Source organism: Pseudomonas asplenii, from assembly GCF_001293465.1.
Taxonomy (GTDB): domain Bacteria; phylum Pseudomonadota; class Gammaproteobacteria; order Pseudomonadales; family Pseudomonadaceae; genus Aquipseudomonas; species Aquipseudomonas fuscovaginae_B.
Window position 1 is genome coordinate 318026 of sequence record NZ_JSYZ01000003.1, and the last position, 21667, is coordinate 339692.

At 63.3% G+C, this 21667-nt stretch carries 14 protein-coding genes; 12 read left to right on the top strand and 2 right to left on the bottom strand.

Annotated elements, in window-relative coordinates; translation table 11 throughout:
* Nucleotides 1-61 precede the first annotated feature (61 nt).
* Complete coding sequence (locus PF66_RS05385; protein WP_054062075.1) at nt 62-2281, bottom strand: primosomal protein N'; 2220 nt, start codon at nt 2279-2281, stop codon at nt 62-64.
* A gap of 164 nt (nt 2282-2445) precedes the next feature.
* Here PF66_RS05385 and rpmE point away from each other — a divergent pair, with 164 nt between their 5' ends.
* Together rpmE and PF66_RS05395 are read left to right on the top strand one after the other, a co-directional pair.
* Nucleotides 2446-2664: a 50S ribosomal protein L31 gene (rpmE, locus tag PF66_RS05390; RefSeq protein ID WP_054059108.1), complete on the top strand. Its 219-nt coding sequence runs from the start codon at nt 2446-2448 to the stop codon at nt 2662-2664.
* 342 nt (nt 2665-3006) lie between these two features.
* Nucleotides 3007-4275, top strand: a complete 1269-nt coding sequence (locus tag PF66_RS05395; protein ID WP_054062076.1) for a malic enzyme-like NAD(P)-binding protein — start codon at nt 3007-3009, stop codon at nt 4273-4275.
* 204 nt (nt 4276-4479) lie between these two features.
* Here PF66_RS05395 and PF66_RS05400 read toward each other — a convergent pair whose 3' ends face one another.
* The gene (locus PF66_RS05400; RefSeq protein WP_416773405.1) at nt 4480-6912 is read right to left on the bottom strand and encodes a penicillin-binding protein 1A; all 2433 of its coding nucleotides are present in this window, start codon (nt 6910-6912) and stop codon (nt 4480-4482) included.
* Nucleotides 6913-7118: 206 nt separating this feature from the next.
* On the opposite strand from PF66_RS05400, the gene PF66_RS05405 reads away from it, so the two are divergent.
* The 10 genes from PF66_RS05405 to PF66_RS05450 all read left to right on the top strand — a co-directional run bounded on the left by PF66_RS05405 (nt 7119) and on the right by PF66_RS05450 (nt 21612).
* On the top strand, nt 7119-8183 hold the full coding sequence (locus tag PF66_RS05405; protein WP_054059111.1) for a pilus assembly protein PilM: 1065 nt from the start codon (nt 7119-7121) through the stop codon (nt 8181-8183).
* The gene (locus PF66_RS05410) at nt 8183-8749 is read left to right on the top strand and encodes a PilN domain-containing protein (RefSeq protein WP_054062077.1); all 567 of its coding nucleotides are present in this window, start codon (nt 8183-8185) and stop codon (nt 8747-8749) included. Before PF66_RS05405 ends, PF66_RS05410 begins: the two co-directional genes overlap by 1 nt.
* Complete coding sequence (pilO, locus tag PF66_RS05415; RefSeq protein ID WP_054059113.1) at nt 8746-9369, top strand: type 4a pilus biogenesis protein PilO; 624 nt, start codon at nt 8746-8748, stop codon at nt 9367-9369. Before PF66_RS05410 ends, pilO begins: the two co-directional genes overlap by 4 nt.
* Nucleotides 9366-9893 carry a type 4a pilus biogenesis lipoprotein PilP gene (gene pilP, locus PF66_RS05420; protein WP_054059114.1) on the top strand — a complete coding sequence of 176 codons (528 nt, stop codon included), beginning with the start codon at nt 9366-9368 and terminating at the stop codon, nt 9891-9893. The genes pilO and pilP overlap by 4 nt, the downstream gene beginning before the upstream one ends.
* Nucleotides 9894-9904: 11 nt before the next feature.
* Nucleotides 9905-11980 carry a type IV pilus secretin PilQ gene (gene pilQ, locus PF66_RS05425; protein ID WP_054062204.1) on the top strand — a complete coding sequence of 692 codons (2076 nt, stop codon included), beginning with the start codon at nt 9905-9907 and terminating at the stop codon, nt 11978-11980.
* 4 nt (nt 11981-11984) lie between these two features.
* On the top strand, nt 11985-12503 hold the full coding sequence (gene aroK, locus PF66_RS05430) for a shikimate kinase AroK (protein ID WP_026145113.1): 519 nt from the start codon (nt 11985-11987) through the stop codon (nt 12501-12503).
* Between the two features lie 149 nt (nt 12504-12652).
* Entirely contained in the window at nt 12653-13753 is a 1101-nt protein-coding gene (gene aroB / locus PF66_RS05435; RefSeq protein ID WP_054062078.1) for a 3-dehydroquinate synthase, read from the top strand.
* Between the two features lie 10 nt (nt 13754-13763).
* Nucleotides 13764-15365: an AAA family ATPase gene (locus PF66_RS05440; protein ID WP_054062079.1), complete on the top strand. Its 1602-nt coding sequence runs from the start codon at nt 13764-13766 to the stop codon at nt 15363-15365.
* A 348-nt stretch (nt 15366-15713) separates the two neighbouring features.
* Nucleotides 15714-20162, top strand: coding sequence for a glutamate synthase large subunit (gltB, locus tag PF66_RS05445; protein WP_054059810.1), 4449 nt, complete (start codon nt 15714-15716; stop codon nt 20160-20162).
* A gap of 31 nt (nt 20163-20193) precedes the next feature.
* The gene (locus PF66_RS05450) at nt 20194-21612 is read left to right on the top strand and encodes an FAD-dependent oxidoreductase (protein WP_054059809.1); all 1419 of its coding nucleotides are present in this window, start codon (nt 20194-20196) and stop codon (nt 21610-21612) included.
* Nucleotides 21613-21667: the final 55 nt, after the last annotated feature.

The window sequence follows — 21667 nt, forward strand, 5'->3', positions numbered from 1 at the left end:
AAGATTTGTGTTCGACTCCGTCCTGTAGGAGCGTGGCTTGCCCGCGAAGAGGATCTCGCGATCAATAGAGGTCCACCGGATCTACATCCAGCGACCACCTGACCTGCCGCCCACCCGGCATCTGTTCCAGCACCAGCAGCCAATGGCTCAACAGGCGATGCAGCGGCGCGCGGGCGTTGGCCTGCAGCAGCAATTGCGCGCGGAAACGCCCGGCACGGCGCTCCATCGGTGCCGGTACCGGCCCCAGCAGCTCGATGCCACCCAGCTCCATCTCACCCAGCAGGCGTTCCGCCTCGCTACAGGCTTCGTCGAGGAAACCTTCCGCCTGGCCTGGCTTGTGGGCTTCGGCACGCAGCAGGGCCAGGTGCGCGAACGGCGGCAGGCCGGCGGCGCGGCGCTCGCTCAGGGCCTGTTCGGCGAAGGCGAAGTAACCCTGTTCGGTCAACTGCACCAGCAACGGATGATCCGCCAGGTGGGTCTGGATGATCACCTTGCCCGGCTCTTCCGCCCGCCCGGCACGGCCCGCGACCTGGACGATCAGTTGGGCCATGCGTTCGCTGGCGCGGAAGTCACCGGAAAACAGGCCGCCATCGGCATCGAGGATCGCGACCAGGGTCACCCGTGGGAAGTGATGGCCCTTGGCAAGCATCTGCGTGCCGACCAGGATGCACGGCTGGCCTTTCTGGATGGTGGTGAACAGCTGGTTCATCGCGTCCTTGCGCGACGTGCTGTCGCGGTCGACCCGCAACACCGGGTAGTCGGGGAACAGGATCGCCAGGCGCTCTTCGGCCCGCTCGGTCCCGGCACCGACCGGGCGCAGGTCGACCTTGCCGCATTGTGGGCAATTGCGCGGTACCCGTTCGACGTTACCGCAATGATGGCAACGCAGTTCGCCATAGCGCTGGTGTACGGTCATGCGTGCATCGCAGCGCGAGCATTCGGACATCCAGCCGCAGTCGTGACACAACAGCGTGGGCGCGAAGCCACGGCGGTTGAGGAACACCAGCACCTGCTGGCCGGCCGCGAGCGTCTGGCCGATGGCCTGCTGCATCGGCCCGGAGATGCCGCTGTCCAGTGGGCGGCTTTTCACGTCCAGGCGCAGGAAACGCGGTTCCTTGGCGCCGCCGGCGCGTTGGGTCAGGCGCAGCAGGCCGTAGCGGCCGATATGGGCGTTGTGCAGGCTTTCCAGTGACGGGGTGGCCGAGCCCAGCACGATCGGGATGTTTTCCTGGCGGGCGCGGACCAGGGCCAGATCGCGGGCGTGGTAGCGCAGGCCTTCCTGCTGTTTATAGGAGCCGTCGTGCTCTTCATCGATGATGATCAGCCCGGGGTTCTTCATCGGTGTGAACAGCGCCGAGCGGGTGCCGATGATGATGTCGGCTTCGCCGTCGCGGGCGGCGAGCCAGGCATCCAGACGTTCGCGATCGTTGACGGCGGAGTGCAGCAAGGCGATCCGGGCGTTGAAGCGCTGCTCGAAGCGCGCCAGGGTCTGTGGACCGAGGTTGATCTCCGGGATTAGCACCAGGGCCTGCTTGCCGGCCTCCAGGGTTTCGCGGATCAGTTGCAGGTAGACTTCGGTCTTGCCGCTGCCGGTGACGCCGGCCAGCAGGAAGGCGTGAAAGCTGTCGAAGCCGGTACGGATTGCCGTGCAGGCGGCACGTTGTTCCTCGTTGAGCGGCAGTTCCGGTTGCGCCAGCCAGTGCTCGTGGCGCTCGCCGGGGGCGTGCCTGCGGATTTCCACCTGCACCAGTTCCTTGGCCAGCAGCAGGTCGAGGCTGTCCTTGCTCAGTTGCAGTTTGCCCAGCAGTTGGTGTGCCACGCCGTGGGGGTGCTGCGCCAGGGTGGCCAGGGCCTCGCGCTGGCGGGGTGCCCGGGCGATCCGTGGGTCGTCGAGGCGCGCGCCCGGTGCCATCGACCAGAAACGCTCCTGGCGCGCCTCGGCCGGCTCGCCCTGGCGCAGCAGCACCGGCAGGGCCCAGCTCAGGGTGTCGCCGAGGCTGTGCTGGTAATACTGGGCGGTCCACAGGCACAGCCGGAACAGCGCCGGCGGCAGCGGTGGCGTGGTGTCGAGCAGGGCCAGTGCAGGCTTGAGCTTGTCCGCCGGGACTTCGCTGTGCTCGGCCACTTCCACCAGAATGCCGATCATTTCCCGCCGCCCGAATGGCACCCGCAGCCGCATGCCGGGGTGCAGCGCGTTACGCGGCACTCCCTTGGGCGCCCGGTAGTCGAACAGGCGGCGCAGGGGCGAAGGCAGGGCGAGGCGCAGAATGGCTTCGGACACGCGGTTATCCCGGGTAATGGCGATGAGAAGGGCGGGAGCCTAGCAGACGACTGGTGCCGGTGACAGCTTGCTTCATTCTGCAAGGGTGGTATTATCGCCGGCTAAATTACGTGCGGTGTTCAACAATAGTGTTGGGCGGCGGCACGCTAGCCGAGGAAGTCACCATGAAACCAGACGTTCATCCAGAATACCCAGCAGTTGCCGTTACCTGCAGCTGCGGCAACAAGTTCGAAACCCGTTCGACCTTCGCCAAGCCTCTGGCAATCGACGTGTGCAACGAGTGCCACCCGTTCTACACCGGTAAGCAGAAGACTCTGGACACCGGCGGCCGCGTTCAGAAGTTCGCCGATCGTTTCGGTGCATTCGGCGCGAAAAAGGCCTGAGGCCTTTTTACTGGGCAGCCTGAATGGCTGTTCCACGCTGATGAAGAAGGCGCTCCTTGTGAGCGCCTTTTTTGTGGGCGCAAGGTTGGCCGGCGTCAGGGCGGGGGCGTGGCGACTGCTATTCTTGAAGTGATACCAGGTCTTCGTAAGAGCCTTTCGAGAAAAAGTGTAGACATTTTTCATCTCGATTGTGAACAGTTTGCGCCTTGTATTCCGTGGCTCTTGGGCCAAAGTCGTAGGTTGCGACCCTTGACACGGGTGACCGGTCAGTCTTGTGAGGACTTTGCGACACGCGTATCCTCGGCGGTCCGTCTGTCCCACAGTAAAAAGCGGAATGCCCACATGTCAGATTTGAAAACTGCCGCTCTCGAATATCATGCCAATCCTCGTCCGGGGAAGCTGAGCGTCGAGCTCACCAAAGCCACCGCCACCGCCCGCGACCTGTCGCTGGCCTACAGCCCTGGAGTTGCCGAGCCCGTACGTGAAATCGGCCGCGATCCCGAACTGGCCTACAAGTATACTGGCAAGGGCAACCTGGTTGCGGTCATTTCCGATGGCACCGCGATCCTCGGCCTGGGTAACCTCGGCCCATTGGCCTCCAAGCCGGTCATGGAAGGCAAGGGCGTACTGTTCAAGCGTTTCGCCGGTATCGACGTGTTCGACATCGAAGTCGACTCGGAAAGCCCACAAGCCTTCATCGACACCGTCAAGCGCATCTCCATCACCTTCGGTGGCATCAACCTGGAAGACATCAAGGCACCCGAGTGCTTCGAGATCGAGCGCGCCCTGATCGAGCAGTGCGACATCCCGGTGTTCCACGATGACCAGCACGGTACCGCAATCGTTACCGCGGCCGGCATGATCAACGCCCTGGAAATCGCCGGCAAGACCCTGCCGGAAGCGAAGATCGTCTGCCTGGGCGCCGGCGCTGCCGCGATCTCCTGCATGAAGCTGCTGGTCAGCATGGGTGCGAAGATCGAGAACATCTACATGATCGACCGTAGCGGCGTGATCCATTCCGGCCGTGACGACCTGAACCAGTACAAGGCGGTCTTCGCCCACGCGACCGACAAGCGCACCCTGGCCGATGCCCTGGAAGGCGCTGACGTGTTCGTCGGTCTGTCCGGCCCGAACCTGCTGAGCGCTGAAGGCCTGAAGTCCATGGCGGCCAACCCGATCGTGTTCGCCTGTTCGAACCCGGATCCGGAAATCGCCCCGGCGCTGGCCCATGCCACCCGTAGCGACGTGATCATGGCCACCGGTCGTTCGGACTTCCCGAACCAGGTCAACAACGTGCTGGGCTTCCCGTTCATCTTCCGTGGTGCCCTGGACGTTCGCGCCAAGCGCATCAACGAGGAAATGAAAATCGCCGCAGCCAACGCCCTGAAGGATCTGGCCAAGCTGCCGGTGCCGAAGGAAGTGTGCGAGGCCTATGGTGTTGACTCGCTGGCATTCGGTCGTGAGTACATCATTCCGAAGCCGCTGGATGCCCGTCTGATCACCGTGATCTCCGATGCCGTGGCCAAGGCCGCGATCGAGACCGGCGTGGCGACCCTGCCGTATCCGAAGCACTACCCGCTGAAAAGCGTGGATGACGTGTTCAACGGCTAAGCCGCTGTAGCGTCGAATGAAAAGCCCCGGCTCGGATGAGTCGGGGCTTTTTTGTTCGTGGTCGGGATAAGCGTGAGAGTTGCGCAGGCCATTCGCGGGCAAGCCACGCTCCTACAGGCCTGTGCTGCACACGGGGGCGTGTACGACACGAAACTGTAGGAGCCGGGCTTGCCCGCGAAGGCAGCGCCGCGGTTTTGTCCCAGATCAGAACAGGTCGATCGGTGCCGACTCGTCCGCCGGCAGCGGGCTGCCGGGGGCACTGCCACCCGTGCCCAGCTCATTGACCGATGGCGGCGTGTCCTCGCTCTTGAACAGCTCGAAGTAGGCGTTCGGCGTGCCCGGTACCGCTGCACGGCCGCTGACCGGGTCGACCCGCAGGCTGAGGATACCTTCCGGCTCGGCCTGGGTGTGTGGCGGCTTGTCCTTGAGCGCGGCACCCATGTAGTCCATCCAGATCGGCAGCGCCACCGTGCCGCCGAACTCGCGGCGGCCAAGGCTTTCCGGCTGGTCGAAGCCGGTCCAGACCGTGGTCACGTAGTCGGCGTTGTAGCCGCTGAACCAGGCATCCTTGGATTCGTTGGTGGTACCGGTCTTGCCCGCCAGGTCGCTGCGGCCCAGGGCCAGGGCGCGGCGGCCGGTGCCGAGCTTGATCACGTCCTCGAGCATGCTGTTGAGGATGTAGGTGGTGCGTCCGTCGACGATACGCTCGGCGACCGCCGGTGCCTGGGCGGCAGGCGCCGGTCCTTCGCTGGTGCCGTTGATGGTGAAGGTCGAATGGCTCGGTGCGGCGATACCGCTGCTGGCCGCCATGCCGGTGGGTACGCTCGGCGGGTTGGCGACGAACAGGGTCTCGCCGTTGCGGCTTTCGATCTTGTCGATCAGGTATGGCGTGATCTTGTAGCCGCCGTTGGCAAAGGTGCTCCAGCCGGTGGCGATTTCCATCGGCGTCAGGGTCGCGGTACCCAGGGCCAGGGACAGGTTGCGCGGCAGGTCCTGCTTGTTGAAGCCGAACCGGGCGATGTAGTCGATGGTCTTGTCGACGCCCAGGCTCTGCAGCAGGCGGATCGAGACCAGGTTGCGCGACTTGTACAGCGCTTCGCGCAGGCGGATCGGGCCGAGGAAGGTGTTGGTGTCGTTCTTCGGCCGCCAGACCTTGTCCAGGTATTCGTCGACGAACACGATCGGCGCGTCGTTGACCAGGCTGGCCGGGGTGTAGCCGTTGTCCAGGGCTGCGCTGTAGATGAACGGCTTGAAGCTCGAACCCGGCTGGCGCTTGGCCTGCATGGCGCGGTTGTAGTTGCTCTGCTCGAAGGCGAAGCCGCCGACCAGGGCGCGAATGGCGCCGTTCTGCGGGTCGAGCGAGACCAGCGCGCTCTGTGCGGCCGGGATCTGGCTGAACTTGAGGCTGTTGTCGGCCTGGCGCTGCACGCGGATCAGGTCGCCGACCTGGGCGACGTCGGCAGGTTGTTTCGGTGCCGCGCCGATGCTGTTGGTGTTCAGGTAGGGGCGGGCCCACTTCATGGTGTCCCAGGCCACGCTCTCGATGCCGTTGCGGGTCAATACGTGCAGGGCGTTCTTGTCCACCTGGGTAACAATCGCCGGCTCAAGCCCGCTGATGGTGCGCTGCTTGCTCAGCTCGAGGTTCCAGGCCTCGCGGGTCTTGCCCGGCAGGCGCGACTCGGGGCCGCGGTAGCCGTGGCGCTGGTCGTAGGTGATCAGGCCTTCCTGAACCGCATGGTTGGCCAGTTCCTGCAGGTTGCTCGGTACCGTGGTGGTGACGCGGAAACCTTCGGTGTAGGCGTCGCTGCCGTAGCGGCCGACCATTTCGGCGCGGGCCATCTCGGCGATGTACGGCGCGTTCACTTCCGGTGTCGGCACGTGGTAGCTGGCGTTCATCGGCTCGGCGAGAGCGGCCTGGTAGGCAGCCTCGTCGATCTTGCCCAGCTTGTACATGCGGCCGAGGATCCAGTCGCGGCGCTCCTTGGCCCGTACCGGGTTGGCCAGCGGGTTGAAGCGCGACGGTGCCTTGGGCAGGCCGGCGATCGTGGCCATCTGGGCCAGGCTGATGTCGCGGATCGACTTGCCGTAATAAACCTGCGATGCGGCTTCGATACCGTAGGCACGGTTACCGAGGTAGATCTTGTTCACGTACAGCTCGAGGATTTCGTCCTTGGTCAGTTGCCGCTCGATCTGCAGGGCCAGGAGAATTTCATTGGTCTTGCGCGAGAAGCTACGCTCACTGGACAGGAAGAAGTTCTTCGCCACCTGCATGGTGATGGTGCTGCCGCCGGACTGGATATGGCCGCTCTTGACCAGTTGGGTCGCGGCGCGCATCAGGCTGCTGGGGTCGACGCCATAGTGGTTGGCGAAGTTGTCGTCTTCGGCACTGAGCAGGGCGTTGATGAAGTTCGGGGGGATGTCGGCGAAGCGAATGGGAGAGCGACGCATTTCGCCAAATTCGGCTATCAGCTTGCCATCACTGGTGTAGACCCGCAGTGGAATCTGCAACTGGATGCTTCGCAGGGCCTCCACGGACGGCAGGCCCGGACTAAGATAGAGAAACGCGCCGCTCAGGACGAGCAGCAGCCCGCAGAATATGGCGACGAAAGACCACCCGAAAAACTTCAGCAGACGAATCAAGGCTTGTGGATTTCCAGATAAAAGAATGAGTTGGGCGTCAGGCTAGATTCACGGCAAGCGCTGGTTCGACGACTCGGAGAAAAGCGTGGGGCATTATAAGCATTTTTGGCCTTGAGCGTCATTTGCGCTTATGTCAAGACTGCTATTAAATGCCCTTCATCATAAAGGGTCCGTAAGTCGCGGATAGTAATAGGGAATCGGTAGTGCTTGGACTCTTCGGCAAAAAAGCGCATTCGCTCCTGGGCATAGACATCAGTTCCACCTCGGTCAAGCTCCTCGAATTGAGCCGCTCGGGCAATCGATATCGGGTCGAGTCCTATGCCGTGGAACCGCTGCCGCCCAATGCCGTGGTCGAGAAGAACATTGCCGAACTCGAAGGCGTCGGCCAGGCCCTGACGCGAGTGCTGCTCAAGGCCCGGACCAGTGCACGCGAAGCCGCGGTGGCGGTGGCCGGTTCCGCGGTCATCACCAAGACCATCGAAATGGATGCCGGGCTCTCCGATGATGACATGGAGAGCCAGCTCAAGATCGAAGCCGACCAGTACATTCCCTATCCGCTGGAGGAAGTCGCCATCGACTTCGAGGTCCAGGGGTATTCGGCGCGCAACCCCGAGCGGGTCGAGGTGCTGTTGGCCGCCTGTCGGAAAGAAAATGTCGAGGTGCGCGAGGCGGCCCTCGGCCTGGCCGGGCTCGATGCCCGGGTGGTCGATGTCGAGGCTTATGCGCTGGAGCGCTCCTTTGGCCTGCTGGCGTCCCAGTTGGCCATCGACCACGACAAGCTGACGGTCGCGGTGGTCGATATCGGTGCGACCATGACCACCCTCAGCGTCCTGCATAACGGGCGGATCATCTATACCCGCGAGCAATTGTTCGGCGGACGCCAGCTTACCGAGGAAATCCAGCGGCGCTATGGCCTTTCCAACGAGGAGGCGGGGCTGGCGAAGAAGCAGGGCGGCCTGCCCGACGATTATGTCGTCGAGGTCCTGCAGCCGTTCAAGGATGCCCTGGTCCAGCAGGTGTCGCGCTCCCTGCAGTTCTTCTTCGCCTCGGGCCAGTACAACGATGTCGACTACATCCTGCTGGCCGGCGGTACCGCCTCCATTGCCGGGCTCGATCACCTGATCCAGCAGCGGCTGGGCACGCCGACCATGGTCGCCAACCCTTTCGCCGACATGGCGTTGAGCAGCAAGGTCAATGCCGGGGCGCTGGCCAGCGATGCGCCAGCCCTGATGATCGCCTGTGGCCTGGCGTTGAGGAGTTTTGACTGATGGCGCGGATCAACCTTCTGCCCTGGCGTGAACAACTGCGTGAAGAGCGACGCAAACGCTTCCTGACGGCCCTGGTCGGAGTGCTGGTGATTTCGGTCGGTATCGTCCTGATCGCCGACCAGTACATCAGCCATTCCATCGATCACCAGGTTGCACGCAATGCCTATGTGAGCAAGGAAATCGCCCAGCTCGACTCGCGGATCAAGCAGATCAGCGACTTGAAAGCCCGTCGCCAGCAACTGATCGAACGCATGAAGATCATCCAGGACCTGCAGGGCAACCGCTCGATCAGCGGGCGGGTCTTCGATCAACTGACGCGGACTCTGCCCGATGGCGTGTATTTCACGGACGTGAAGATGACCGGTAAAACCATCGCGATCACCGGTGCGGCGGAGTCCAACAACCGTGTCTCGGACCTGATGCGCAATCTCGATGCCTCCGACTGGCTCGAGGCTCCCAGCCTGACCGAGGTCAAGGCGACCACCAGTGGCACGGTGGATCAGGCCAACGTCTTCCAGTTGAGCGTGCGCCAGACCCAGCCTCCGGTTTCGGGGGCAGCCAAATGAATATTTCCGAACGGCTGGAGAGCCTGCGCAAGATCGACATCGCCGATCTCGACATGCAGAACATCGGCTCCTGGCCGGCTGCGGTCAAGGTGTTCTGTGGGGTGATTGTCGCGGTGTTGGTGCTGGCGTTGGGCTACGTGGTTTATATCCAGGACCTGACCGGGCAACTGGACCAGCAGCGGGCCAGCGAGGTCACTCTCAAGGAGCAGTTCGCGACCAAGGCGCACCTGGCGGCGAACCTCGAGGCCTATACCCAGCAGATGCTCGACATGGAGGCCTCCTTCGGCGCACTGCTCAAGCAACTGCCCAGCGACACCGAAGTGCCGGGGCTGCTGGAAGACATCACGCGTACCGGGCTCGGCAGCGGACTGGAGTTCGAGGAGATCAAGCTGTTGCCGGAAGTGGCGCAGCAGTTCTATATCGAGCTGCCGATCCAGATCACCGTCACCGGCGCCTATCACGACCTGGCCACCTTCGTCAGCGGCGTGGCCAGCCTGCCGCGCATCGTCACCCTGCATGACTTCGAGATCAGGCCGGTGACCGAGGGCAACGGCAACAAGCTGCGCATGAACATTCTCGCCAAGACCTATCGCTACAACGACAAGGGGCTGCAGAAATGATCGGCTTGCGCGGGTTGTGCGTAGGGTTGCTGACCCTGTTGCTGGCCGGTTGTGGCGGTGGCAATGACTTCAGCGACCTGGATGCCTACATGCGCGAGGTGCGCGCGCGGCCGGCCGGCAACATCGAGCCGACGCCCAAGTTCCAGTCCTACGAAACGTTCACCTACAGCGCGGCGTCGCTGCGCAGTCCGTTCCAGCCGCCGGTCAAGATCGACCTGGTGAATCGCCAGAAGGGCTCGCGCGAGGTCAAGCCGGATCCGAACCGGACCAAACAATTCCTCGAAGGCTTCAACATCGAGCAGTTCGAGATGGTGGGCACCCTTTCCAACGCCAGCGGTACCTACGCCCTGTTGCGCGGGGCCGGTGGTGTTCATCGATTGAAGGTGGGCGATTACCTGGGACGCAACGAGGGCCGTATCGTGGCCATCACCGATTCCCAGGTCGAAGTGATCGAGATCGTTCCGGACGGCGAAGGCGGCTGGCTGGAACGACCTCGCACCATCCCCTTGAAAGAGCACTCATAGTGGAACTCGATATGAACAGGATCCTTTGCGCCCTCGGCCTTTCGCTATGGATGGCGGTGGTGTCGCCGATGGTGTTCGCTGCCAATCTCAAGACCCTCGACGTGGCGGCGCTGCCTGGGGATCGGGTCGAGATCAAGCTGGCCTTCGACAGCGCTCCCCCGGCTCCGCACGGCTATACCACCGAGCAGCCGGCGCGGATTGCCCTGGACCTGACCGGGGTGGCCAGCCAGCTGACCGCCCGGACTCGCGACCTGGGCGTGGGCAACGCGCGCAGCGTGACCGTGGTCGAGGCCAAGGATCGCACCCGGCTGATCATCAACCTGACCAAACTGGCGCCCTACAGCACCCGGATCGATGGCAACAACCTGTTCGTGGTGGTCGGCCAGGGCGCGGCGCCCGCGGTTGCCAGTCCGGCGGCCGGCAGCCGGCCGGTGGCTGCCGCCGCGCAACCGGCGCGGCTGGCGCCCAAGGCCTATGCGCCGGTGGGCAAGGCCATTCGCAGCGTCGACTTCCAGCGTGGCGAGCAGGGCGAAGGCAATGTGGTCATCGAGCTTTCCGATCCTTCCATCAGCCCGGATATCCAGGAAAAGGGCGGCAAGATCAGCGTGGACTTCCCGCGCACCCAATTGCCGGAGTCCCTGCGCGTGCGCCTGGACGTGAAGGACTTCGCCACGCCGGTGCAGTACGTCAATGCCACGGCTGGCGCCGACCGCGCGAGCATTTCCATCGAGCCGGGTGGTGCCTTCGATTATTCGACCTACCAGACCGACAACAAGCTGACCATCAGTGTCCGTCCGCTGACCGTCGATGACATTCAGCGACGCAACGCCGAGCGTTTTGTCTACAGCGGCGAAAAGCTTTCGCTGAACTTCCAGGACATCGACGTCCGTTCGGTGCTGCAACTGATCGCCGACTTCACCAACCTGAACCTGGTGGCCAGCGACACGGTGCAGGGCGGGATCACCCTGCGCCTGCAGAACGTGCCGTGGGACCAGGCGCTGGACCTGGTGCTCAAGACCAAGGGCCTGGACAAGCGCAAGATCGGCAACGTACTGCTGGTGGCGCCGGCGGACGAGATCGCCGCGCGTGAGCGCCAGGAACTCGAGTCGCAGAAGCAGATCGCCGAACTGGCGCCGCTGCGCCGCGAGCTGCTGCAGGTCAACTATGCCAAGGCCGCGGATATCGCCAAGCTGTTCCAGTCGGTGACCAGCGCCGAGAGCAAGGGCGACGAGCGTGGCTCGATCACCGTGGACGAGCGTACCAACAACATCATTGCCTACCAGACCCAGGAGCGCCTCGACGAATTGCGGCGGATCGTTGCGCAGTTGGACATCCCGGTGCGCCAGGTGATGATCGAGGCGCGTATCGTCGAAGCCAACGTCGGCTACGACAAGCAACTGGGTGCTCGCTGGGGCGGCAGCATTTCCGGTGGCAACTGGAAGACCAATGGCGGTTCGCCGACCCTGAGCCGGCTGACCGGCCAGAGCGCCAGCACACCGTTCGTCGACCTGGGTGCGACTTCGGCGACCTCCGGTATCGGTATCGGCTTCGTCACCGACAACACCATTCTCGACCTGGAACTGAGCGCGATGGAGAAGACCGGCAACGGTGAGGTCGTGTCGCAGCCCAAGGTGGTCACGTCCGACAAGGAAACCGCGAAGATCCTCAAGGGCACGGAAATCCCGTACCAGGAATCGAGTTCCAGCGGTGCCACCTCGGTGTCCTTCAAGGAGGCGTCGCTGTCGCTGGAGGTCACGCCGCAGATCACTCCGGACAACCGGATCATCATGGAAGTGAAGGTCACCAAGGATGAGCCGGACTACCAGAACGTGCTCAACAACGTACCGCCGATCAAGAAGAACGAAGTCAACGCCAAGGTGCTGGTCAACGACGGTGAGACCGTGGTGATCGGCGGCGTATTCTCCAATACTCAGAGCAAAACCGAAGAGAAGGTGCCATTTCTGGGCGATGTGCCGTATGTTGGGCGCCTTTTCCGTCGGGACATCGTCTCGGAAGCAAAATCCGAGCTGCTGGTATTCCTGACTCCGCGTATCATGAATAACCAGGCGATTGCTGTGAGTCGTTGATTCTGTGCGAAATTTGATTCTTGTTGGGCCTATGGGTGCTGGAAAGAGCACCATAGGTCGTTTGCTGGCCAAAGAGTTGCGTCTGCCGTTCAAGGATTCCGACAAGGAAATTGAATTGCGCACCGGCGCGAATATCCCGTGGATCTTCGACAAGGAAGGCGAGCCAGGCTTCCGTGATCGCGAGCAGGCCATGATCGCCGAGTTGTGTGCCAGCGATGGCGTGGTGCTGGCGACGGGCGGTGGCGCGGTGATGCGCGATGAAAACCGCCAGGCACTGCATGCCGGCGGCCGGGTGGTCTACCTGCATGCCTCGGTGGAGCAGCAGGTCGGGCGTACCGCCCGCGACCGCAACCGGCCGCTGCTGCGTACCGCCGACCCGGCGAAGACCCTGCGCGACCTGCTGGCGATCCGTGACCCGCTGTATCGGGAAATCGCCGATCTGGTGGTGGAAACCGATGAGCGGCCACCACGCATGGTCGTACTGGACATCCTGGAGCGCTTGCAGCAGCTACCTCCCCGTTAAAGCAGGCGAGGAAATGCGCTATTCTCGACGCCCGCCATGCCCGCCCGCGGTCATGGCTCAAGGCCATCGGGCCGCGCCGGAAACGGACGCCGCCAACAATCGTTAATCCTGGGACTGGACGCCCGCGTCCATCTTCACTGTGGGGACACATGCAGACACTTAAGGTCGATCTTGGCGAGCGTAGCTACCCGATTCACATTGGCGAGGGGTTGCTGGACCAGCCCGAGCTACTGACGCCGTACATTGCCGGTCGGCAAGTCGCAATCGTCTCCAACGAAACCGTCGCGCCGCTCTATCTCGAGCGCCTGACTCGCAGCCTGGCGGCCTATTCGGTGACCTCGGTGGTGCTGCCCGACGGCGAAGCCTTCAAGAACTGGGAAACCCTGCAACTGATCTTCGACGGCCTGCTGAAAGCCCGTCACGATCGCCGCACCACCCTCATCGCCCTGGGTGGCGGGGTAATCGGTGACATGGCCGGTTTCGCCGCGGCCTGTTATCAGCGCGGGGTGGACTTTATCCAGGTTCCGACTACCTTGTTGTCGCAGGTCGATTCGTCGGTGGGCGGCAAGACCGGTATCAACCATCCGCTGGGCAAGAACATGGTGGGTGCGTTCTATCAGCCGAATGCGGTGCTGATCGATACCGCGAGCCTCAGGACGTTGCCGGCCCGGGAACTGTCGGCGGGCCTGGCGGAGGTCATCAAGTACGGGCTCATCTGCGACGAGCCATTCCTGACCTGGCTGGAGGAGCATGTCGATGCCCTGCGTAGCCTGGACCAGGCGGCCCTGACCGTGGCCATCGAGCGTTCCTGCGCGGCCAAGGCGGCCGTGGTCGGTGCCGATGAGCGCGAGTCCGGCGTGCGTGCCACGCTCAACCTCGGGCACACCTTTGGCCATGCCATCGAAACCCACATGGGCTATGGCGTCTGGCTGCACGGTGAAGCGGTGGCGGCGGGCACGGTCATGGCGCTGGAAATGTCGGCGCGCCTGGGCTGGATCACCGAGGCCGAGCGCGATCGCGGTATTCGCCTGTTCCAGCGCGCAGGCTTGCCGGTCATTCCCCCGGAGGAAATGACCGAAGCCGATTTTCTCGAACACATGGCAGTTGACAAGAAAGTGATCGACGGTCGCATGCGCCTGGTGCTGTTGCGCCGCATGGGCGAAGCCGTAGTGACCGACGATTATCCGAAAGAGGTTCTACAGGCCACGCTGGGGGCGGACTACCGCGCCTTGGCTCAGCTTAAAGGTTGATTAGATTCCGATGACTAGTTTGCATGCCGACGAGGCTTTCCTCGGCCATTATCAGTTGAGTCACGATCCTTTCGCTCCACGGGTGCCTGGCTTCAAGTTTTTCCCGGCCCAGCGCAAGCCGGTGCTGGGGCAGTTGCATCACCTGGCGCGCTACAGCCAGTTGCTGCTGGTGGTGACCGGCCCGCTGGGCAGCGGCAAGACCCTGCTGCGCCAGGCGCTGGTGGCCAGCACCAACAAGCAGTCGGTGCAGAGCGTGGTGGTTTCCGCCCGTGGCGCCGGCGATGCGGCTGGTGTGCTGTACCAGATCGCCCAGGCCCTGAACGTGGCCGAAGCCGACGTATCCTCGATCCTGGCGCAGGTGGTGCAGCTGGCGCTCACCGGCCAGGAGGTCTATCTGCTGGTCGATGATGCCGAGCAACTGGACGATTCGGCGATCGAGGCGTTGCTGGCCCTGGCCGCTGGTGCGCCGGAAGGCCGGCCACATGTCTTCCTGTTTGGCGAGTCGTCACTGATTGCCGCCCTGGAGCCGCACAGTGCGCAGGAAGAGCGTTTTCACGTGATCGAGCTGCAACCCTACACGGAAGAGGAAACGCGCGAATACCTGGCCCAGCGCCTGGAAGGTGCGGGGCAGGGGATAGAACTTTTTTCCGCTGAGCAGATCACTGAGATTCACGAAAGCGCCGAAGGCTGGCCTGGCAACATCAACCAGGTGGCCCGCGACGCAATGATCGAAGCCATGATTGCCAGCCGCTCCGCGGTCAAGCGACCAAGTATGGGGTTCAAGATGTCAAAGAAATACGTGTTGGCGTTGTCCGGCGTGGTGGTGGTCGCGATCGCTGCGGCCTGGATGAGTTCTGGTCGCAGCAAGGCGCCGGTAACCGCCGGCGCGCCGAGCGAGCAGGCCCAGCTGCCGTTGGGACAGGCGCCGAAGCCGGGCAGTGGTCCGTCGGTCGAATTCGCCGGCAATTCGCAACCGATGCCGCTGCCGTTGGTCGGCCAGTCGCAGCCGGTGATGCGCGGCCCGTTGGCCGAAGCGGCCGGTGGCATGCCGGAAGGCGACGACGGCGGTGCTCCGGCGGTGGAGGGTGGCGTAGCGCAGCCTCCAACGGTGACCACGACCGCGCCACCGCTGGGCGTGCCGGCAGGTCCTGCGCCGACCCCGGCTCGTCCGACGCCGGCGCCCACCCAGGTGGCCACGGCCAAGCCGGCCGTTCCAGCCGCCAAGCCTGCGCAGACGCCCGTACCGGTACCGGCCGCCAAGCCGGTGGCCAAGGCCGAGAAACCGGTCGAGAAGCCCGTTGCGGCAGCGGCCAAGCCGGCTGCCGGCAGTAGCTGGTATGCAGGCCAGGCTCCGGGCCACTACGTGGTGCAGATCCTGGGCACCAGCTCCGAAGCCACTGCCCAGAACTTCATCAAGGAGCAGGGCGGCGAGTACCGTTATTTCAAGAAAGTGCTCAACGGCAAGCCGCTTTATGTGATCACCTATGGTAGCTTCGCCAGCCGCGATGCAGCGGTAAGCGCTATCAAGGCCTTGCCAGCGAAGGTTCAGGCTGGTAAACCTTGGCCTCGCACTGTCGCCAGTGTCCAACAGGACCTCGCCACAACTCGCTGATGATTCGGCGGCCTTACCCAGGTCGCCTTTCCAGCACCTCAAAATTTCCACCTCGGCGCGCAGCCCGCAAAGCTGCGTGCCTTGTGGTGTCTGCGTCACGGTAGATTTGAGTCGTAGCGGTCAAAATTCAAAAAATCTTTGACTAGCACGAAAGATCGTTTTAAACCTTTCATAAATGCGACACGAATTTTCGACATTTCGTCGCTAAATTTGTGGGCGTCTGTGTCGGTGTGTACAATGACCTCCCTTTTGCCCCTACAAAGTCGGCGTACGTTCGGCGTGGATGGTAAGCGGTTGAATTGAAAAGAAATTTGCCTCGTTGAGAGGCAGCCTGGTGAGAAAGTGTCTATGAAAGCAGGTCTGTACCAACCAGATGAATTCAAGGATAACTGCGGTTTCGGCCTGATTGCCCACATGCAAGGCGAACCCAGTCATCACCTGTTGCAGACGGCCATCGAGGCCCTGACCTGCATGACCCACCGTGGTGGGATCAACGCCGATGGCAAGACCGGTGACGGTTGCGGCCTTCTGATCCAGAAGCCCGACCAGTTCCTGCGTGCTGTCGCAAAATCGCAATTCGGTAGCGATCTGCCCAAGCAATATGCGGTGGGCATGGTGTTCTTCAACCAGGACCCGGTCAAAGCCGAAGCCGCGCGCGAAAACATGAATCGCGAAATCCTCGCGGCCGGCCTGCAACTTGTGGGCTGGCGCAAGGTGCCGATCGATACCAGCGTCCTCGGCCGCCTGGCCCTGGAGCGCCTGCCGCAGATCGAGCAGGTATTCATCGGCGGTGAAGGCCTGAGCGACCAGGCGTTCGCCATCAAGCTGTTCAGCGCCCGTCGTCGTTCGTCGGTGGCCAACGCCGCCGATACCGATCACTACATCTGCAGCTTTTCCCACAAGACCATCATCTACAAGGGCCTGATGATGCCGGCGGATCTCGCCGCCTTCTATCCGGACCTCGGCGACCCGACGCTCAAGACCGCCATCTGCGTGTTCCACCAGCGTTTCTCGACCAACACCCTGCCGAAATGGCCGCTGGCGCAACCGTTCCGCTTCCTGGCGCACAACGGCGAGATCAACACCATCACCGGCAACCGCAACTGGGCCCTGGCCCGTCGCACCAAGTTCGCCAACGACCTGATCCCCGATCTCGACGAGTTGGGCCCGCTGGTCAACCGTGTCGGTTCCGACTCTTCGAGCATGGACAACATGCTGGAGCTGATGGTGACCGGCGGTATCGACCTGTTCCGCGGCGTGCGCATGCTGATTCCGCCAGCGTGGCAGAACGTCGAGACCATGGACGCCGACCTGCGCGCGTTCTACGAATTCAACTCCATGCACATGGAGCCCTGGGACGGCCCGGCGGGCGTCGTGATGACCGAAGGTCGCCACGCGGTCTGCCTGCTCGACCGCAACGGCCTGCGCCCGGCGCGCTGGGTCACCACCAAGAACGGCTACATCACCCTGGCGTCGGAAATCGGCGTGTGGAACTACCAGCCGGAAGACGTCATCGCCAAGGGCCGTGTCGGACCGGGGCAGATCTTTGCCGTGGACACCGAGACCGGGCAGATCCTCGACACCGATTCGATCGACAACCGCCTGAAGTCGCGCCATCCGTACAAGCAATGGCTGCGCAAGCACGCCCTGCGGATCCAGGCGACCATGGAAGACAACGACCATGGTTCGGCGTTCTACAACGTCGAGCAGCTCAAGCAGTACATGAAGATGTACCAGGTCACCTTCGAGGAGCGTGACCAGGTGCTGCGCCCGTTGGGCGAGCAGGGCTACGAAGCGGTCGGCTCGATGGGCGACGACACGCCGATGGCCGTGCTGTCCCAGCGTGTGCGCACGCCGTACGATTACTTCCGCCAGCAGTTCGCCCAGGTGACCAACCCGCCGATCGACCCGCTGCGCGAAGCGATCGTCATGTCGCTGGAGATCTGCCTCGGTGCCGAGCGCAACATCTTCGAAGAGTCGCCGGAACACGCCTCGCGGGTGATCCTCAGCTCGCCGGTGATTTCGCCGGCCAAGTGGCGCTCGCTGATGAACCTGGAACGTCCGGGCTTCGAGCGCCAGATCATCGACCTGAACTACGAGGAGAGCGTCGGCCTGGAAGCGGCCGTGCGCAACATCGCCGACCAGGCCGAGGAAGCCGTGCGTGCCGGGCGTACCCAGATCGTCCTCAGCGACCGTCATATCGCCCCGGGCAAGCTGCCGGTGCACGCGTCCCTGGCCACCGGTGCGGTGCACCATCGCCTGACCGAGAAGGGCCTGCGCTGCGACAGCAACATCCTGGTCGAAACCGCGACCGCCCGTGACCCGCATCACTTCGCGGTGCTGATCGGTTTCGGTGCCTCGGCGGTCTATCCGTTCCTGGCCTACGAAGTGCTGGGTGACCTGATCCGCACCGGCGAAGTGCTGGGCGATCTCTACGAAGTCTTCAAGAACTATCGCAAGGGCATCACCAAGGGCCTGCTCAAGATCCTCTCGAAGATGGGCATTTCGACCATCGCCTCGTACCGTGGCGCGCAGTTGTTCGAAGCCATCGGCCTGTCCGAGGAAGTGGTCAACCTGAGCTTCCGTGGCGTGCCGAGCCGGATCAAGGGCGCCCGTTTCGTCGACCTCGAAGCCGAGCAGAAGCTGCTGGCCGCCGAAGCCTGGAGCGCACGCAAGCCGATCCAGCAGGGCGGCCTGCTGAAGTTCGTCTACGGCGGCGAATACCACGCCTACAACCCGGATGTGGTCAATACCCTGCAGGCTGCCGTGCAGCAGGGCGACTACGCCAAGTTCAAGGAATACACCGCGCTGGTGGACAACCGTCCGGTGTCGATGATCCGCGACCTGCTCAAGGTCAGGACCCTCGACCAGCCGCTGAGCCTCGACGAGGTCGAGCCGCTGGAGGCGATCCTCAAGCGCTTCGACTCGGCGGGTATCTCCCTCGGTGCCCTGTCGCCGGAGGCCCACGAGGCCCTGGCCGAGGCGATGAACCGCCTCGGCGCACGCTCCAACTCGGGTGAGGGCGGCGAAGATCCATCGCGCTACGGCACCATCAAGAGCTCGAAGATCAAGCAGGTGGCGACCGGCCGTTTCGGCGTGACCCCGGAATACCTGGTCAACGCCGAAGTGCTGCAGATCAAGGTGGCCCAGGGCGCCAAGCCCGGTGAGGGCGGCCAACTGCCTGGCGGCAAGGTCAACGGCCTGATCGCCAAGCTGCGTTATGCGGTACCGGGCGTGACCCTGATCTCGCCTCCGCCGCACCATGACATCTACTCGATCGAAGACCTGTCGCAGCTGATTTTCGACCTCAAGCAGGTCAACCCGCAGGCGCTGGTCTCGGTGAAACTGGTGGCGGAAGCCGGCGTCGGCACCATCGCCGCCGGTGTGGCGAAGGCCTATGCCGACCTGATCACCATCTCCGGCTATGACGGCGGTACCGGTGCTTCGCCACTGACCTCGATCAAGTACGCGGGCGCACCATGGGAACTCGGCCTGGCCGAAACCCACCAGACCCTGCGCGGCAACGACCTGCGCGGCAAGGTCCGGGTGCAGACCGACGGCGGCCTGAAAACCGGCCTCGACGTGATCAAGGCGGCCATCCTCGGGGCCGAGAGCTTCGGCTTCGGCACTGCGCCGATGATCGCCCTGGGTTGCAAGTACCTGCGTATCTGCCACCTGAACAACTGCGCCACCGGCGTGGCGACCCAGAACGACAAGCTGCGCAAGGACCACTACATCGGTACCGTCGACATGGTGGTGAATTTCTTCACCTACGTCGCCGAGGAGACCCGTGAGTGGCTGGCGAAGCTGGGCGTGCGCAGCCTCGAGGAACTGATCGGGCGTACCGACCTGCTGGACGTCATCGAAGGCCAGACCGCCAAGCAGCACCACCTGGACCTGACCCCGCTGCTGGGCAGCGATCATGTGCCGGCGGACAAGCCGCAGTTCTGCCAGGTCGACCGCAACCCGCCATTCGACCAGGGCCTGCTGGCCGAGAAGATGGTGGAAATGGCCCGGCCTGCGATCAACGACCTGAGCGGTGCCGAGTTCGACCTGGACATCTGCAACTGCGACCGTTCCATCGGTGCGCGGATCTCCGGCGAAATCGCCCGGGTCCACGGCAACCAGGGCATGGCCAAGGCGCCGATCACCTTCCGCTTCAAGGGCACGGCCGGGCAGAGCTTCGGCGTGTGGAACGCCGGTGGCCTGAACCTGTACCTCGAAGGCGACGCCAACGACTACGTCGGCAAGGGCATGACCGGCGGCAAGCTGGTGATCGTGCCGCCCAAGGGCAGCGCCTATCGCACCCAGGACAGTGCCATCGTCGGCAACACCTGCCTGTACGGCGCCACGGGCGGCAAGCTGTTCGCCGCCGGCACCGCGGGCGAGCGTTTCGCCGTTCGTAACTCCGGTGCCCACGCCGTGGTGGAAGGCACTGGCGACCACTGCTGCGAATACATGACCGGCGGTTTCGTCTGTGTACTGGGCAAGACCGGCTACAACTTCGGTTCGGGCATGACCGGCGGTTTCGCCTACGTGCTGGACCAGGACAATACCTTCGTCGACAAGGTGAACCACGAGCTGGTGGAAATCCAGCGGATCAGCGGTGAAGCGATGGAAGCCTATCGCAGCCACCTGCAGAACGTGCTGGACGAGTACGTCGAGGAGACCGACAGCGAATGGGGTCGTAACCTCGCCGAGAACCTGGATGACTACCTGCGGCGCTTCTGGCTGGTCAAGCCGAAGGCAGCCAGCCTGAAGTCGCTGTTGTCCAGCACCCGTGCCAACCCGCAGTGATGCGCCTGAAGAGTTTGATGAGGTTTTTGTAATGGCTGAACGTCTGAGTAACGACTTCCAGTTCATCGATGTCGGGCGCAAGGATCCGAAGAAGAAACTGTTGCGTCAACGCAAGAAAGAGTTCGTGGAAATCTACGAGCCCTTCAAACCCCAGCAGTCGGCCGACCAGGCCCACCGCTGCCTGGGTTGCGGCAACCCGTACTGCGAATGGAAATGCCCGGTCCACAACTTCATCCCCAACTGGCTGAAGCTGGTGGCCGAAGGCAATATCCTGGCCGCGGCCGAGTTGTCCCACCAGACCAACACCCTGCCGGAAGTCTGCGGCCGGGTCTGCCCGCAGGATCGCCTGTGCGAGGGGGCCTGCACCCTCAACGACGGTTTCGGCGCGGTGACCATCGGTTCGGTGGAGAAGTACATCACCGATACCGCCTTCGCCATGGGCTGGCGTCCGGACATGTCCAAGGTCAAGCCGACCGGCAAGCGCGTCGCGATCATCGGTGCGGGCCCGGCGGGCCTGGGCTGCGCCGACGTGCTGGTGCGCGGCGGGGTGACCCCGGTGGTGTTCGACAAGAACCCGGAAATCGGTGGTCTGCTGACCTTCGGCATTCCCGAGTTCAAGCTGGAAAAGACCGTGCTGAGCAATCGTCGCGAAGTCTTCACCGGCATGGGCATCGAGTTCCGTCTCAACACCGAGGTGGGCAAGGACGTGACCATGGAGCAACTGCTCGCCGAGTACGATGCGGTCTTCATGGGCATGGGCACCTACACCTACATGAAGGGCGGCTTTGCCGGCGAGGACCTGCCAGGCGTGCATGACGCCCTGGACTTCCTGATCGCCAACGTCAACCGCAACCTGGGCTTCGAAAAGTCGCCGGAAGACTTCGTCGACATGAAGGGCAAGAAGGTCGTGGTACTCGGTGGTGGCGACACCGCGATGGACTGCAACCGCACCTCGATCCGCCAGGGCGCCAAGGCCGTGACTTGTGCCTACCGGCGTGACGAGGCGAACATGCCCGGCTCGCGCAAGGAGGTGAAGAACGCCAAGGAAGAAGGCGTGAAGTTCCTCTACAACCGCCAGCCGATCGCGATCGTCGGTGAAGACAAGGTCGAAGGTGTGAAGGTGGTCGAGACCCGTCTCGGCGAGCCGGATGCCCGTGGCCGTCGCAGCCCCGAGCCGATTCCGGGCTCCGAAGAGATCATTCCGGCCGACGCCGTGGTCATCGCCTTCGGTTTCCGTCCGAGCCCGGCACCCTGGTTCGAGCAGTTCGGTATCCAGACCGACAGCCAGGGCCGTGTGGTCGCTCCGGAAAAGGGCCAGTTCAAGCACCAGACCAGCAACCCGAAGATCTTCGCCGGTGGCGACATGGTGCGGGGTTCCGACCTGGTGGTAACGGCAATTTTCGAAGGCCGCAATGCCGCCGAGGGTATCCTCGACTACCTCGGTCTCTGATCTACACCGCGACAAATTGACCCGATAGACAAAAGGCACGGCTCTCGCCGTGCCT